12 protein-coding genes are annotated in these 15,442 nt (G+C 70.4%); 10 read left to right on the top strand and 2 right to left on the bottom strand.

What is annotated here, in order from left to right; genetic code table 11:
- Window positions 1-149: 149 nt before the first annotated feature.
- From JAO84_RS17990 to JAO84_RS17980, 3 genes are all read left to right on the top strand, one after another.
- A complete protein-coding gene (locus JAO84_RS17990; RefSeq protein WP_265861390.1) occupies window positions 150-842 on the top strand; it encodes a PadR family transcriptional regulator in 693 nt (230 codons plus the stop codon).
- A gap of 47 nt (window positions 843-889) precedes the next feature.
- Window positions 890-1,972 carry an inositol-3-phosphate synthase gene (locus JAO84_RS17985; protein ID WP_265861391.1) on the top strand — a complete coding sequence of 361 codons (1,083 nt, stop codon included), beginning with the start codon at window positions 890-892 and terminating at the stop codon, window positions 1,970-1,972.
- Between the two features lie 111 nt (window positions 1,973-2,083).
- Window positions 2,084-3,343 carry an MFS transporter gene (locus tag JAO84_RS17980; protein WP_370413796.1) on the top strand — a complete coding sequence of 420 codons (1,260 nt, stop codon included), beginning with the start codon at window positions 2,084-2,086 and terminating at the stop codon, window positions 3,341-3,343.
- 86 nt (window positions 3,344-3,429) lie between these two features.
- Here JAO84_RS17980 and JAO84_RS17975 read toward each other — a convergent pair whose 3' ends face one another.
- A complete protein-coding gene (locus JAO84_RS17975; protein WP_370413795.1) occupies window positions 3,430-4,875 on the bottom strand; it encodes a CCA tRNA nucleotidyltransferase in 1,446 nt (481 codons plus the stop codon).
- 229 nt (window positions 4,876-5,104) lie between these two features.
- On the opposite strand from JAO84_RS17975, the gene JAO84_RS17970 reads away from it, so the two are divergent.
- From JAO84_RS17970 to trxA, 7 genes are all read left to right on the top strand, one after another.
- The gene (locus JAO84_RS17970; protein WP_370413794.1) at window positions 5,105-7,474 is read left to right on the top strand and encodes a DUF6049 family protein; all 2,370 of its coding nucleotides are present in this window, start codon (window positions 5,105-5,107) and stop codon (window positions 7,472-7,474) included.
- Between the two features lie 45 nt (window positions 7,475-7,519).
- Window positions 7,520-9,727, top strand: a complete 2,208-nt coding sequence (gene murJ, locus JAO84_RS17965) for a murein biosynthesis integral membrane protein MurJ (protein ID WP_370413793.1) — start codon at window positions 7,520-7,522, stop codon at window positions 9,725-9,727.
- Between the two features lie 128 nt (window positions 9,728-9,855).
- Window positions 9,856-11,568, top strand: coding sequence for a serine/threonine protein kinase (locus tag JAO84_RS17960; RefSeq protein ID WP_370413792.1), 1,713 nt, complete (start codon window positions 9,856-9,858; stop codon window positions 11,566-11,568).
- A gap of 27 nt (window positions 11,569-11,595) precedes the next feature.
- A complete protein-coding gene (gene sigM, locus JAO84_RS17955) occupies window positions 11,596-12,300 on the top strand; it encodes an RNA polymerase sigma factor SigM (protein ID WP_370413791.1) in 705 nt (234 codons plus the stop codon).
- Window positions 12,297-13,178 (top strand): hypothetical protein, encoded by an 882-nt coding sequence (locus JAO84_RS17950; RefSeq protein ID WP_370413790.1) that lies wholly within the window; start codon window positions 12,297-12,299, stop codon window positions 13,176-13,178. The genes sigM and JAO84_RS17950 overlap by 4 nt, the downstream gene beginning before the upstream one ends.
- Before the next feature lie 128 nt (window positions 13,179-13,306).
- Complete coding sequence (gene trxB / locus JAO84_RS17945; RefSeq protein ID WP_370413789.1) at window positions 13,307-14,272, top strand: thioredoxin-disulfide reductase; 966 nt, start codon at window positions 13,307-13,309, stop codon at window positions 14,270-14,272.
- A 48-nt stretch (window positions 14,273-14,320) separates the two neighbouring features.
- The gene (trxA, locus tag JAO84_RS17940) at window positions 14,321-14,659 is read left to right on the top strand and encodes a thioredoxin (protein WP_265861402.1); all 339 of its coding nucleotides are present in this window, start codon (window positions 14,321-14,323) and stop codon (window positions 14,657-14,659) included.
- A gap of 94 nt (window positions 14,660-14,753) precedes the next feature.
- Here trxA and JAO84_RS17935 read toward each other — a convergent pair whose 3' ends face one another.
- Window positions 14,754-15,371, bottom strand: coding sequence for a GNAT family N-acetyltransferase (locus JAO84_RS17935; protein ID WP_265861403.1), 618 nt, complete (start codon window positions 15,369-15,371; stop codon window positions 14,754-14,756).
- Between the last annotated feature and the right edge of the window lie 71 nt (window positions 15,372-15,442).

Here is a 15,442-nt window from a genome sequence, read left to right as displayed (position 1 = left end):
GGTCACCCGAGTCCCACTTGTCGCGGACATGGGGCCGTTCTATCGTCGGGATGTATCGAGTCGATACATCAGTGCGGCACATCGACTCGGCATAGGAGTGTTTTCCGCACGGTCCCCGAGACGAGTCCCGAGAACGGAGGAGGCGACGAATGAGCCGGCGCTCAGGAATCCTCGAGTTCGCCGTTCTCGGCCTGCTCCGCGAGGCCCCGATGCACGGGTACGAGCTGCGCAAGCGGCTCAACACCTCACTGGGCATCTTCCGGGCCTTCAGCTACGGGACCCTCTACCCGTGCCTCAAGACGCTGGTCGCCAACGGCTGGTTGATCGAGGAACCGGGAAGTGCCCCCGAGGAGGCCCTCGCGGCTTCACTCGCAGGGCGCCGCGCCAAGATCGTCTACCGGTTGACGGCCGAAGGTAAGGAGCACTTCGAGGAGCTCCTCTCCCACACCGGCCCCGACGCCTGGGAGGACGAGCACTTCGCCGCCCGCTTCGCCTTCTTCGGCCAGACCGAGCGCGAGGTGCGGATGCGGGTGCTCGAGGGCCGCCGCAGCCGGCTGGAGGAGCGCCTGGAGAAGATGCGCGCCTCCCTCAACCGGACGCGCGAGCGCCTCGACGACTACACGCTTGAGCTGCAGCGCCACGGAATGGAGTCCGTGGAGCGCGAAGTGCGCTGGCTGAACGAGCTCATCGAGAGCGAGCGGGCGGGGCGGGATCAGCGATCCGGCCCCGACGCCCCCGAGGGCGCCGCTCAGCAGCAGAACAGAGAATCCGGAGAAACGGGCGGCCTGCCCCGGCACGGGGGCAGTACCCGGCCGGATCCGTCCGACGACACCGCCAAGTGAAACCCTGCGCTCGCAGGGCTTCCACGATCACACAGGGAGCAACCGGAATGGGTTCGGTTCGCGTAGCCATCGTCGGCGTGGGCAACTGCGCCGCCTCGCTGGTGCAGGGCGTCGAGTACTACAAGGACGCCGACCCGGCGACCAAGGTGCCCGGCCTGATGCACGTCCAGTTCGGCGACTACCACGTCGGCGACGTGGAGTTCGTGGCCGCGTTCGACGTCGACGCGAAGAAGGTCGGCCTCGACCTGTCCGACGCCATCGGCGCCAGCGAGAACAACACCATCAAGATCTGCGACGTCCCGAACAAGGGCGTCACGGTCCAGCGCGGCCACACCCTCGACGGTCTCGGCAAGTACTACCGCCTGACCATCGAGGAGTCCGCCGAGGCCCCGGTCGACGTCGTCCAGGTCCTCAAGGACAAGCAGGTCGACGTTCTCGTCTGCTACCTGCCCGTGGGCTCCGAGGACGCGGCGAAGTTCTACGCCCAGTGCGCCATCGACGCCAAGGTCGCCTTCGTCAACGCCCTCCCGGTCTTCATCGCCGGCACCAAGGAGTGGGCGGACAAGTTCACCGAGGCCGGTGTCCCGATCGTCGGTGACGACATCAAGTCCCAGGTCGGCGCCACCATCACGCACCGTGTGATGGCGAAGCTGTTCGAGGACCGCGGTGTCCGTCTCGAGCGCACCATGCAGCTCAACGTCGGCGGCAACATGGACTTCAAGAACATGCTCGAGCGCGAGCGCCTGGAGTCCAAGAAGATCTCCAAGACGCAGGCCGTCACCTCCCAGATCCCCGACCGGGACCTCGGCGAGAAGAACGTCCACATCGGCCCCTCGGACTACGTGGCCTGGCTGGACGACCGCAAGTGGGCGTACGTGCGCCTCGAGGGCCGTGCCTTCGGCGACGTCCCGCTGAACCTGGAGTACAAGCTCGAGGTCTGGGACTCCCCGAACTCCGCGGGTGTCATCATCGACGCCCTGCGCGCCGCGAAGATCGCCAAGGACCGCGGCATCGGCGGCCCGATCCTCTCCGCGTCGAGCTACTTCATGAAGTCCCCGCCGGTCCAGTACTTCGACGACGAGGCCTTCGCCAACGTCGAGAAGTTCATCAAGGGCGAGGTCGAGCGCTGACCCGACGGTCTCCCTGCGGCCCACCGGCCGTCGAGATCCTGACGAAGGCTCACTGACGAGGGTCCCCGTGGCACTGCCCGGGGGCCCTCGTCGTATGTGAGTCTTGCTGCCATGTCCGTCGTGCGTGATCTGCGCGTCCTCCTGCGGCTGCGCAACTTCCGCCGCCTGCTGGCCGTCCGCCTGCTCTCCCAGTGCGCCGACGGCGTCTACCAGGTCGCCCTGGCCACGTATGTCGTCTTCTCCCCGGAGAAGGAGACCAGCGCCGCCGCCATCGCCTCCGCCATGGCCGTGCTCCTGCTCCCCTACTCCCTCGTCGGCCCCTTCGCCGGCGTCCTGCTCGACCGCTGGCAGCGCCGCCAGGTCTTCCTCTACGGAAACCTGCTGCGGGCCCTGCTGGCCGGCGGCACCGCGGTGCTCATGCTGGCCTCCGTGCCGGACTGGCTGTTCTACGCCTCCGCCCTCTCCGTCACGGCCGTCAACCGCTTCGTCCTGGCCGGCCTCTCCGCCGCACTCCCGCGCGTGGTCGATGCCGAACGCCTTGTCATCGCCAACTCGCTCTCACCGACCGCCGGCACCCTGGCCGCGACCCTGGGCGGCGGTCTGGCCTTCGGCGTACGACTCGTGGCGGACGACTCCGACGCCGCCGTGGTCCTCCTGGGCGCCGTCCTCTATCTCTGCTCCGCGCTCGCCTCGCTGCGCATGTCCCGCGAGCTCCTCGGCCCCGACCCGGAACTCCTCCAGCCCCGGCTCTCCGCCGCGCTGGCCTCCACCGCCCGGGGGCTGATGAGCGGGCTGCGGCATCTGGCCGAGCGCCGCGCCGCCGCCCGCGCGCTCTCCGCCGTGACGGTGATGCGCTTCTGCTACGGCGCCCTCTTCGTGACCGTGCTCATGCTCTCCCGGTACGCCTGGAGCACCACGGAGTCGCAGGGCCTTGCCGTCCTCGGGCTGGCCGTCGCCGCCTCCGGGGCCGGGTTCTTCGCGGCGGCCGTGCTCTCGCCGTGGGCGGTGGGGCGCTTCGGCGCATTCGGCTGGATGACCGTGTGCACGGGTTCCGCCGCCGTACTGACGCCCGCGCTTGGCCTCACCTTCGCCCGGACGCCGTTCCTCGTGGCCGCCTTCGTGCTCGGCCTCATCACCCAGGGCGCGAAGATCGCCACCGACACCGTCGTACAGACCTCCGTGGACGACGCCTATCGCGGGCGGGTCTTCTCCCTCTACGACGTGCTCTTCAACGTCGCCTTCGTCGGCGCCGCCGGGGTCGCGGCCGCGATGCTGCCGCCGGACGGACGGTCCCCCACGATCGTGCTGCTCGTGACCCTGCTCTACGCACTGCTCGCGCTCGCCCTGGCCCGCACCACCAGAAAGGGGTGATGTTTCACGTGAAACATCACCCCTGCCCGAGACCGCCGCGTCGATGTTTCACGTGAAACATCGACCGTGAAACGGCGGCATCCGCATCAGCCCTGCCGGCTCGCCCACCACTCCTTGAGCGCGGCGACGGCGGCGTCCTGCTCCATCGGACCGTTCTCCAGCCGCAGCTCAAGCAGGAACTTGTAGGCCTGGCCGACGGCGGGTCCGGGGCGGATGCCCAGGATCTCCTGGATCTGGTTGCCGTCCAGGTCCGGCCGGATCGAGTCCAGCTCCTCCTGCTCCTGGAGCTTCTCGATGCGCTCCTCCAGGCCGTCGTAGGCCCGTGAGAGCGCGGAGGCCTTGCGCTTGTTCCGCGTGGTGCAGTCGGAGCGGGTCAGCTTGTGGAGACGGGAGAGCAGCGGTCCCGCATCCCGTACGTAGCGGCGAACGGCCGAGTCGGTCCACTCGCCCGTGCCGTAGCCGTGGAAGCGCAGATGCAGCTCCACCAGGCGCGAGACGTCCTTGATCAGCTCGTTGGAGTACTTCAGCGCCGTCATGCGCTTCTTGGTCATCTTCGCGCCGACCACCTCGTGGTGGTGGAAGGAGACCCGTCCGTCCTTCTCGAAGCGACGGGTACGCGGCTTGCCGATGTCGTGGAGCAGCGCGGCGAGGCGCAGCACCAGGTCGGGGCCGTCCTCCTCCAGGGCGATGGCCTGGTCGAGCACGGTGAGGGAGTGCTCGTAGACGTCCTTGTGACGGTGGTGCTCGTCGCTCTCCAGGCGCAGGGCCGGCAGCTCCGGGATGACATGGGCGGCGAGGCCGGTGTCGACGAGGAGGCCGAGGCCCTTGCGGGGGTGGGCGGAGAGCAGGAGCTTGTTGAACTCCTCACGGACGCGCTCGGCGGAGACGATCTCCAGCCGGCCGGCCATCTCCGTCATGGCGGTGACGACCTCAGGGGCGACCTCGAAGTCCAGCTGCGCGGCGAAGCGGGCGGCCCGCATCATGCGCAGCGGGTCGTCGGAGAAGGACTCCTCCGGGGTGCCCGGGGTGCGCAGCACCTGCTCGGCGAGGTCCTCCAGGCCGCCGTGCGGGTCGATGAACTCCTTCTCAGGGAGGGCGACGGCCATGGCGTTGACGGTGAAGTCGCGCCGGACCAGGTCCTCCTCGATGGAGTCGCCGTAGGAGACCTCGGGCTTGCGCGAGGTGCGGTCGTACGCCTCGGACCGGTAGGTGGTGATCTCCACCAGGTAGCCGTCCTTCTGGCAGCCGACGGTGCCGAAGGCGATTCCGACCTCCCAGACGGCGTCGGCCCAGGGGCGCACGATCTTCAGTACGGCCTCGGGGCGGGCGTCGGTGGTGAAGTCCAGGTCGTTGCCGAGACGGCCGAGGAGGGCGTCGCGCACCGAGCCGCCGACCAGCGCGAGGCTGAACCCGGCATCCTTGAAGCGGCGGGCGAGGTCGTCGGCGACAGGGGACACACGCAGTAGTTCACTGACCGCGCGGCGTTGCACCTGGCTCAGGGCAGTCGGGGTGTCTTCGTTGGCGTTCGGCACAACAGAAAAGGGTACGTGCACCGGCCCACCGCGACGTCCCCGTTTTCTCCCGCCGTCCGGCCCGCTGTCCGGTCCGCTCCCGGTCCGCTCCCGGTCCGCTCCGGCCCATCGGCTGGAGCAGTCCCCGGCACTTGGCGCCCGCGTGCATCGTTACCATGCCTGGACACAGCAACCGGGAACCACCAGCGACACCACTGACACCACAGACAACGACGAGGACGGGCGACGCGTGGCCGAGGCGGCAGCTATCCAGGGGACCGTTCCCTCACCTGCCCGCCGCTGGCTGCGGCGCACGGCCTCACTCGCCGTCGCCGCCCCGCTACTGGCCGGATTTCTCCCGGGCACTCCCGCCCCCGAAGCCGCGGCGGCGGCCGGGACGACGGCCGCCGAGAGCACGAAGGGCGCCGGAACCGTCGATGTGTCCCTCGACACGCTGACCCCGAGCGCCCCGGTGGAGGGCGACACGGTCACCATCACCGGCACGGTCACCAACCAGGGCAAGCAGGCCGTGACGGACGCCACGGTCGATCTGCGCGTCGGGCCCCGGCTGAGCAGCCGCAGCGAGATCGACGAGGTCTCCGGCCGCAAGGCCTACCGGGACGGCCGTGACCCGGCTCCGCTGGGCGGCCCCTACACGGTGAAGATCCCCCGGCTGGGCGCCGGCCTGAGCAAGGACTTCACGCTCTCCGTGCCGGTCTCCAAGCTCGAACTGGACGAGGCCGGGGTCTATCAGCTCGGGGTCTCCCTGACCGGCCAGACCGCGAGTCAGTCCTACGGGCGGGTCCTCGGCATCGAGCGGACGCTGCTGCCCTTCCAGCCCGAGGCCACCGAGAAGAAGACCCAGCTCAGCTATCTCTGGCCGCTGATCTCCACAGCCCATGTCTCTGCGGAGACGGGCGCCGACCAGCAGCAGACCCCGGTCTTCGAGAACGACGACCTCGCGGCCGAGCTGGCCCCCGGCGGCCGGCTCCACGAGATGGTCTCGCTCGGCAAGGACCTCCCGGTCACCTGGGTGATCGACCCGGACCTGCTGGCCAGCGTGACGGCGATGACCGAGCCGTACATGATCAAGAACGGCACGACGGAGGTCCCGGGCCGGAACCAGGCGATCGCCGAGCGCTGGCTGAACGACCTGGAGAAGGCCGTCCAGGGCCGCAAGGTCGTCGCCCTGCCCTTCGCCGACCCCGACCTGGCCTCCCTGGCCCACCACGGCAAGGACGTCCCGGGCTCGCTCAGCCACCTCCAGCAGGCGACGGCACTGGCCGCCACCACGGTGGAGACCGTCCTGCACGTGAAGCCGTCCACCGACTTCGCCTGGCCCGTCGACGGCGCCGTGGACCCGTCGATCATGGCGGTCGCCACCTCCGCCGGCGCGCGGAACGTGATCGCCCGCAGCGACAGCTTCCGCGACGACCTGTCGTACACGCCGACCTCGGCCCGCCCCATCGGCGGTGGCACCACCGCGATCGTCAGCGACGCGGGCCTGTCGACCGCCTTCCAGGGCGAGATGATCAGGGCCGAGAACTCGACCCTGGCCGTGCAGGAGTTCCTCGCCCAGTCGCTGGCGATCACCCTGGAGCTGCCCGAGGACCAGCGCAGCGTCGTGGTCGCGCCGCAGCGCATGCCCAGCACCTCGCAGGCCCAGGCCATGGCGAAGGGCCTGCAGAGCCTCGCCGCGAAGCGCTGGACGGAGCCGGTCGACCTGCAGGCCGCCGCCACCCAGTCCGACCCCGACGCCTCGAAGCGGGTCCCCGGCAGCTCGGCCTACCCGAAGAAGCTGCGGGCCCAGGAGCTGGACGCCGGCGCGTTCCGCCAGATGAAGCTGACCCGCGACCGGCTGGACGACTTCCAGGTCATCCTGACCTTCCCCGACCGCGTGGTGCCGCCCTTCACCAACGCGATCAGCCGCGAGATGTCGACCTCGTGGCGCGGAGAGGCGCCCTCGGCGACCCTCTACCGCAGGGAGGTCCAGGACTACCTGGCCAACCTCACGCAGGAAGTGCGGCTGTTCGAGAAGTCCGACCTCACGCTGTCCGGCCGCAGCGCCACCATCCCGGTGACCGTGCAGAACCGGCTGCTCCAGGGCGTGGACCACCTGGTCCTCAAGCTGAAGTCCAGCAACAAGACGCGTCTGAAGCTGGACGGCGACACCGGCGAGGCGGCACGCCCGGTGAAGATCGACGGCGGACACAGCCAGTCGGTGAAGTTCGACGCCTCGGCCAACGCCAACGGTCCGGTCACCATGACCGCCCAGCTCTACACCGAGGACGGCACTCCCTACGGCGATCCGATGACCTTCACCGTGAAGGTCTCCGAGATCACCCCCACGGTGATGCTCGTCATCGCCGGCGGTGTGCTGCTGCTCGTCCTCGCCGGCGTCCGGATGTACAGCGCGCGCAAGCGCGCCGCCGCCCGCAGCGCCGAGGCGGAGGCCGCCGCGGAGACCGAGGCCGACGCGACGGGCGACGCCGAGGACGGGGAGCCCGGGGCCGCCGCCCCGTCGGAGGACACGGATCCCGAGCAGCCGAGTGACCCGACACCGGACACCGGGTCCGAAAGCGGCGACCCGTCGGGCCCGGGTGAGAAAGTGGACCGTTGAGCGATGTCGTGGCCGGTCGGCCGGAGACGATGAGGTGGGGTAACCATGAACGCGCCGTACGACGGTGACCGCGGTCAGGGCGCGGGTGGCACCACGCCGTCCGGTGGCACGCCCGCGGCACCCGGCCCTGCGCCGGTGCCACCGCCGCAGCAGGCCGCCCCTGACCCGTACGCACCGGATCAGCAGCAGCCCTACGCCCAGGACCCGTACGTCCAGGACGCCTACACCCACGACCCTTACCAGGCCCGTGACCTGGCCGCCCAGGATCCGGTGACCGAGGCGCTCTACGACCGCGCCGCGCACCCGCCGCCCCCACCGGGCACCTACGCGGAGCCGCAGCCGCTCTACCAGCAGCCCGCCGCGCCCCAGCACGCCCCGGACCCCCGGGTGTGGGCCCAGACGCCCGCGCCCGAGCCGGACGGCCCCTCACGCCATCTGCCGTACGGCGACGACGCCCGCACGGTCCAGTTCACCGGCGTCGACGACCTGGTGACCCATGCGGGGGAGGAGCAGCCGGAGCCCGACGCGTTCGCCCACCTCTACCGGGACCAGCAGGCCCCCGGCCAGGTGCCGCCGCCCGCTCCGGAGCCGAACCCCATGCCCGCGCCCGCCCCGAAGAAGGCCGGCCGCGCCTCCGGGCTGCTCAAGTCGAGCGCCGTGATGGCCGCCGGCACCCTCGTCTCCCGGCTCACCGGCTTCGTCCGCAGCCTGGTCATCACCGGCGCCCTCGGCGCCGCACTCCTCGGTGACACCTTCACCGTCGCCTACACCCTGCCGACGATGATCTACATCCTCACCGTCGGCGGCGGCCTCAACTCGGTCTTCGTGCCGCAGTTGGTCCGCTCCATGAAGAACGACGAGGACGGCGGCGAGGCCTACGCCAACCGGCTCCTCACCCTCGTCATGGTCGCGCTCGGCGCGATCGTGGCGATCGCCGTGTTCGCCGCACCGGTGCTGATCCGGCTGATGTCCAACACCATCGCGGACGACGCGGCGGCCAACAGCGTCGCCGTCACCTTCGCCCGCTACTGCCTGCCCACCATCTTCTTCATGGGTGTGCACGTGGTGATGGGTCAGATCCTCAACGCTCGCGGCAAGTTCGGCGCGATGATGTGGACCCCGGTCCTCAACAACATCGTGATGATCGTGACGTTCGGCCTGTTCATCTGGGTGTACGGCACCTCCGCCGAGTCCCACATGGGCGTCCAGACGATCCCCGACGAGGGCATCCGGCTGCTCGGCATCGGCACCCTGCTCGGCCTGGCCGTCCAGGCCCTGGCGATGATCCCGTATCTGCGCGAGACCGGTTTCCGCTTCCGCCCCCGCTTCGACTGGAAGGGCCACGGCCTCGGCAAGACGGTCAAGCTGGCCAAGTGGACCGTGCTGTTCGTGCTCGCCAACCAGGCCGGTGTCCTGGTCGTCACCCAGCTCGCCACCGCCGCCGGCGAGGAGTCCGGCAAGAACGGCGCCGGCTTCCTCGCCTACTCCAACGCCCAGCTGATCTGGGGCATGCCGCAGGCCATCATCACCGTCTCGGTCATGGCCGCGCTGCTGCCGCGCATCTCCCGCGCCGCCTCCGACGACGACCCGGGCGCCGTCCGTGACGACATCTCACAGGGCCTGCGCAACTCGGCCGTCGCGATCGTCCCGGTCTCCTTCGCGTTCCTCGCGCTCGGCGTCCCGATGTGCACCCTGCTCTACGCCTCCAGCGGCGTCGAGGCCGCCCAGGGCATGGGCTTCATCCTGATGGCCTTCGGCCTCGGCCTGATCCCCTACTCGGTGCAGTACGTCGTGCTCCGCGGCTTCTACGCCTACGAGGACACCCGGACGCCCTTCTACAACACCGTCATCGTGGCCGCCGTCAACGCGGCCGCCTCGGCCGTCTGTTACGTCCTGCTGCCCGCCCAGTGGGCCGTCGTCGGCATGGCCGCCTCCTACGGCCTGGCCTACGCGGTCGGCGTCGGCGTCGCCTGGCGCCGGCTGCGCAACCGCCTCGGCGGCGACCTGGACGGCTCGCACGTGCTGCGCACCTACGCACGGCTGTGCCTGGCCTCGCTGCCCGCCGCAGTCGTCGCCGGAGCGGTCGGCTTCGGCCTGTTGAAGCTGCTCGGCGAGGGCGCGCTCGGCTCGCTCGTCGCGCTCCTCGTGGGTGGTGCGGTGCTGCTCGGAGTGTTCTTCGTGGCCGCCAAGCGCATGCGGATCGCGGAGCTCAACTCCATGGTCGGTATGGTCCGCGGACGGCTCGGACGCTGACCGGAAGCGAGCGCGCGGGGTTCGCACAACCATCAACCACCGCTGCGTGTCGTGCATAGCGCCGGACTGTGGGCACAATTGGCATGGCTGTTGGATGTGGCGCAACGGATGGGGAGGCAGGAACGACGGTGGCGGAACGTAGCACGGCTGCCGTCGACGTGGCCGACAACAGCGGTGACGACCCGCTGACCGCCAAGGCGGACAAGGCCGCGACCGACGGGGTGGCGGAAGCGCAGAAGAAGGCGGTCACGACCGCCGAGGCCACGGAGAGCAAGGCGGGCGAACGAAAGAACGGCGAACAGCCTTCCATCACGGCACCGGAGCTGCACAGCGGCCACAAGCTGGCGAGGCGGTACCGGCTGGAGGAGTGCGTCACCCGTCTGGACGGATTCAGCAGCTGGCGTGCCGTCGACGAGAAACTGCGCCGTGCCGTCGGCGTGCACATCCTGCCCGCCGACCACTCCCGGGCCCGCTCCGTGCTCGCCGCCGCGCGCTCCGCAGCGCTCCTCGGCGACCCGCGCTTCGTGCAGGTCCTCGACGCGGTCGAGGAGAACGACCTCGTCTACGTCGTGCACGAGTGGCTGCCCGACTCCACCGAGCTGACCGCGCTGCTCGCGGCCGGCCCCATGGAGCCGCACGACGCCTACCAGCTCGTCAGCCAGGTCTCCCAGGCGATGGCCGCCGCCCACCGCGAGGGCCTCTCCCACCTCCGGCTCACCCCGAGCGCCGTACTGCGCAGCTCGACCGGCCAGTACCGCATCCGCGGCCTCGCCGTGAACGCAGCGCTGCGCGGCATCAGCGCCGAACGCCCCCAGCGCACGGACACCGAGGCGATCGGCGCCCTGCTGTACGCGGCGCTCACCCAGCGCTGGCCGTACGAGAACGACGCCTACGGCCTCTCCGGGCTTCCCAAGGGCGTCGGGCTGCTCGCCCCGGACCAGGTCCGCGCCGGCGTCCACCGCGGCCTCTCCGAGATCGCCATGCGCGCCCTCGCGAACGACGGGGCCACCGCCTCGCGCCAGGAGCCGCCCTGCACCACCCCGGACGAGCTCGCCAAGGCCGTCGCGGCGATGCCCCGCATCCGCCCGCCGGAGCCGGAGTTCCCGCTCCCGGCCCCGCCGGAGTACCAGCGCACCACGTACCAGCAGGGCACCTACGGGCGCCCCCAGCAGCGTCCCGTGGCCGCCCAGCCCGTCGTGATCCCGCCGCCCCCGCTGCAGAGCCGCACGGGCCGGGCCCTCAAGTGGGCCGTCTCGGCCCTCCTGATCGCCGCCCTGGGCCTCGGCAGCTGGCAGATCGCGGACCGGCTCCTGGACCAGGACAAGGGCGCCGAGACCCCGCAGAACACCCAGCCGCAGCAGGAGCCGGACAACAAGGAGCCGACGGCGGACGGGAAGCCGGTCACGATCGTCGACGCACGGGACTTCGACCCGCAGAGCGACGACGGCCGGGAGAACCCCGAGGACATAAAGAACACCTACGACGGTGACCCGAGCACCGCGTGGACGACCATGCGGTACGAACGGAACTCGAAGTTCGGCAACCTGAAGGACGGGGTCGGCATCATCCTCGACCTCGGCAAGGTCCAGCAGGTCGCCAAGGTCGAGGTGGCGTTCCACGGCATCACGTCGGTCGAGGTCCGGACGACTCCCGAGAACTTCTCCTCGCAGCCCGATCGGATCGACGACTTCACCAGGCAGGCCGCGCAGTCGGGCACGCAGGTGAATCTCACTCCGGCCAAGCCCGTGAAGACGCGCTATGTGCTCGTCTGGCTGACCGACCTGCCGAGCGTCCCCGGCGGATTCCGGGGCGAGATCTCGGACATCAAGATCACCAGCTGACACGACACCGGGGGGAGGGGCTCACCGTTGGACGACGCCATACGCGACGAGCGCAGCGACCAGGACCTGCTGGCCTGCCACGTGGCCGGCGATCCCGAGGCCTTCGGTGAGCTCGTCCGCCGGCACCGGGACCGCCTGTGGGCGGTGGCCCTGCGGACGCTCGGCGACCGCGAGGAGGCCGCTGACGCCGTCCAGGACGCCCTGGTGTCGGCCTTCCGGGCCGCCCACACCTTCCGGGGCCAGTCGGCCGTCACGACCTGGCTGCACCGGATCACCGTGAACGCCTGTCTCGACCGGGCCCGCAAGGCGGCCTCACGGCGCACCTCCCCCGTGGACGACACGGACCGGTTCGAGCAGCTCCTCGAACCCGTCGAGTCCGCCGAGGCACCCGCGGAGCGCCAGGACCTCCACCGCCAGCTCCTGGCCGCGCTCGCCACCCTGCCCGGGGAACAGCGGGCCGCGCTCGTCCTCGTCGACATGCAGGGATACCCGGTCGCCGAGGCCGCTCGTATCCTCGATGTCCCCACCGGGACCGTGAAGAGCCGCTGTGCACGCGGACGGGCCAAACTCCTGCCGATGCTCACTCATCTGCGCGGGGACACGGTGGGTAACGAGGCCTCGGACCGGGGAAGGAACCGGACGCCGGGGGCATCCGTCCCACCGGTGCCGGGACCGACGGATACCGGACCGAGCAATCCAGCGGCTGTGAAGGGCGGAGGTGGACGCGCGTGACTTCCGCGGCCGACACGACTCAGCACCCGGACGTCTCGGAGATCTCCGACCTCACCGAGGGGCTGCTCCCGCCCACCCGAAGCGCCGCCGTACGGCAGCACCTCGGCGGCTGTCCCCTCTGTGCGGACGTACGGGACTCCCTGGAGGAGATCCGGGGGCTGCTGGGCACCCTCCCCGGGCCGCCCCGTATGCCGGCCGAGATCGCCGGGCGGATCGACGCCGCCCTCGCCGCCGAGGCGCTCCTGAACGCGACCGTGCCGGACACCGAGGCGCGTGTTTCACGTGAAACATCGCCCACCCGCACCACGCCCTCCGCTCCCGCCGGCGGCCGACCCTCCGGGCACCCCTCCGCCACGCGTGGCCCCGGGCGCCCCCGCACGGCCCGGCGCCGCCGGGTCGCGGTCCTCGGGACCGTGTTCGGCGTCGCCGCCCTGGGCCTGGGTGTGTTCTTCGTCCAGTCGAGCCCTGACAGCACCGCGGACCGGTCGGTCAGCGCGGCGAGCGCCCCGCGGTTCGACGGGCAGCCGGTGGCGACCACCGTACGAACGCTGCTCGCCCCGAACGGCACCTTCAAGGCTCCGCAGGACCAGAACGCGGCCCCCAAGTCGATGTCGGCCGAGAGCGGCGGCGACACACCGCAGCAGCGGGCGCTGCCCTCGGCCCTGCCCGAGTGCGTCAAGGCCGGCACCGGGCGCACAGAGCCCGTCCTCGCCTTCCGGCAGGGCGACTACCAGGGGACGCCCGCCTATCTCGTGGTGCTGCCGGACAGCGCCGACAGCACCCGGGTTCAGGCCTATGTGGTCGACGCCGGCTGCGCCTCCGGCGGCGGAAACACCCCGGGCAAGGTCCTGCTGAAGGAATCCGTCCCGCGCTCCTGAAACTCTGCGCCGTGCCGGGCTGCGGTCACGGGAATGCTTGCCCCGTAGGATCGGTTGGGTGGGGTGAGAGTGACCGATCCGACCGCCCCCGTAGGCAGTAGCAGTCTGCAGAGACGAGGAAGAAACCCGTGAGCGACGTCCGTAACGTGATCATCATCGGCTCCGGGCCCGCGGGTTACACCGCTGCGCTCTACACGGCTCGCGCGTCGCTGCAGCCGCTCGTGTTCGAGGGAGCCGTCACCGCCGGTGGCGCCCTGATGAACACGACCGAGGTCGAGAACTTCCCCGGCTACCGCGACGGCATCATGGGCCCGGACCTCATGGACAACATGCGGGCCCAGGCCGAGCGCTTCGGCGCCGAGCTCGTGCCGGACGACGTCGTCGCCGTGGACCTCACCGGCGAGATCAAGACCGTCACGGACACCGCCGGCAACGTGTACCGCGCCAAGGCCGTCATCGTCACCACCGGCTCCCAGCACCGCAAGCTCGGCCTGCCCAACGAGGACACCCTGTCCGGCCGCGGTGTCTCCTGGTGCGCCACCTGCGACGGCTTCTTCTTCCGGGACCAGGACATCGCCGTGGTCGGCGGCGGCGACACCGCGATGGAGGAGGCCACCTTCCTCTCGCGCTTCGCCAAGTCGGTCACCATCGTCCACCGCCGGGACAGCCTGCGCGCCTCCAAGGCGATGCAGGAGCGCGCCTTCGCCGACCCGAAGATCAAGTTCGCCTGGGACAGCGAGGTCGCCGAGATCCACGGTGACCAGAAGCTCAGCGGTCTGACCCTGCGCAACACCAAGACGGGCGAGACCAGCGAGCTCCCGGTGACGGGCCTCTTCATCGCCGTGGGCCACGACCCGCGCACCGAGCTCTTCAAGGGCCAGCTGGACCTGGACGCGGAGGGCTACCTGAAGGTCGACGCGCCGTCCACGCGCACCAACCTCTCGGGCGTCTTCGGTGCCGGCGACGTCGTCGACCACACCTACCGTCAGGCCATCACCGCCGCCGGTACCGGCTGCTCCGCCGCCCTCGACGCCGAGCGCTTCCTCGCGGCCCTCTCTGACAGCGAGAAGCTCGCCGAGACCCCCGCGGTCTGACCCCTACGCTCCCCTCACCCCACACCCCGAAGAGTTAAGGAGGGCGCCGTGGCCGGCACCCTGAAGAACGTGACCGACGCTTCCTTCGAGCAGGATGTCCTCAAGAGCGACAAGCCCGTGCTCGTGGACTTCTGGGCGGCCTGGTGCGGCCCCTGCCGCCAGATCGCCCCGTCCCTCGAGGCCATCGCCGCCGAGCACGACGAGATCGAGGTCGTGAAGCTCAACATCGACGAGAACCCGGGCATCGCCGCCAAGTACGGTGTCATGTCGATCCCGACGCTGAACGTCTACCAGAACGGCGAGGTCGTGAAGACGATCGTCGGCGCCAAGCCGAAGGCCGCGATCCTGCGCGACCTCGATGACTACATCGAGGCCAAGAAGGCCTGACGTCTGCCGCTCGGCACACGCTGTTTCACGTGAAACGGCGAAGGCCCGCCCCCTCGGAAGGGGGCGGGCCTTCGCCGTCGGGCGGTGCGGGTGCTCAGAGAGGGCGCAGCGCGGGCTCCTTCTGGACGGCGCCGAGGAGGCGGTCGAGCGCCATCTCGACGTCCTCCTTCCACGAGAGCGTCGTCCTCAGCTCCAGGCGCAGCCGGGGAAAGCTCGGATGGGGCCGTACGGTCTTGAAGCCCACGGAGAGCAGATGATCGGCGGGGAGCACACAGGCCGGCTCTTTCCAGCGGGCGTCCCCGAAGGCCTCGATCGCCTTGAAGCCCCGCCGCAGCAAATCCTTCGCGACCGTCTGCACCATCACCCGCCCGAGGCCCTGCCCCTGATACCCCGGCATGATCCACGCGGTCATCAACTGCACGGCGTCCGCGGCGACCGGGCTCGTGGGGAAGGCGGTGGAGCGGGGCACATAGGCCGGCGGCGCGTAGAGCACATAGCCGACGGGGATGTCGTCGACATAGACCACCCGGCCGCAGGAGCCCCATTCGAGGAGCACGGCGGAGATCCAGGCCTCCTTCTCCAGCTCCGGGCGGCCGGCTTTCACGGCGGCCTCGCCACTCACCGGATCGAGCTCCCAGAAGACACAGGAACGGCATCGCTTGGGGAGATCCGGAAGGTTGTCCAGCGTGAGCGGTACAAGCCGACGCCCCACGGCTGTTCCTCGCTTCCTTCGGCCATCGCTGTACGAATATGCCTCTCAGAATCGTAACGAGGGGCCGATCG

Origin of the sequence: Streptomyces fradiae, from assembly GCF_041270065.1 — a bacterium.
Lineage (GTDB): Bacteria > Actinomycetota > Actinomycetes > Streptomycetales > Streptomycetaceae > Streptomyces.
This window is presented reverse-complemented; position numbering and strand designations above follow the sequence as displayed.

What these genes read in the sequence shown, in the direction of transcription:
- JAO84_RS17980 (WP_370413796.1), top strand. Translation starts at nt 2,084, where the DNA reads ATGTCCGTCGTGCGTGATCTGCGCGTCCTCCTGCGGCTGCGCAACTTC.
- murJ (WP_370413793.1), top strand. Translation starts at nt 7,520, where the DNA reads ATGAACGCGCCGTACGACGGTGACCGCGGTCAGGGCGCGGGTGGCACC.
- JAO84_RS17990 (WP_265861390.1), top strand. Translation starts at nt 150, where the DNA reads ATGAGCCGGCGCTCAGGAATCCTCGAGTTCGCCGTTCTCGGCCTGCTC.
- JAO84_RS17985 (WP_265861391.1), top strand. Translation starts at nt 890, where the DNA reads ATGGGTTCGGTTCGCGTAGCCATCGTCGGCGTGGGCAACTGCGCCGCC.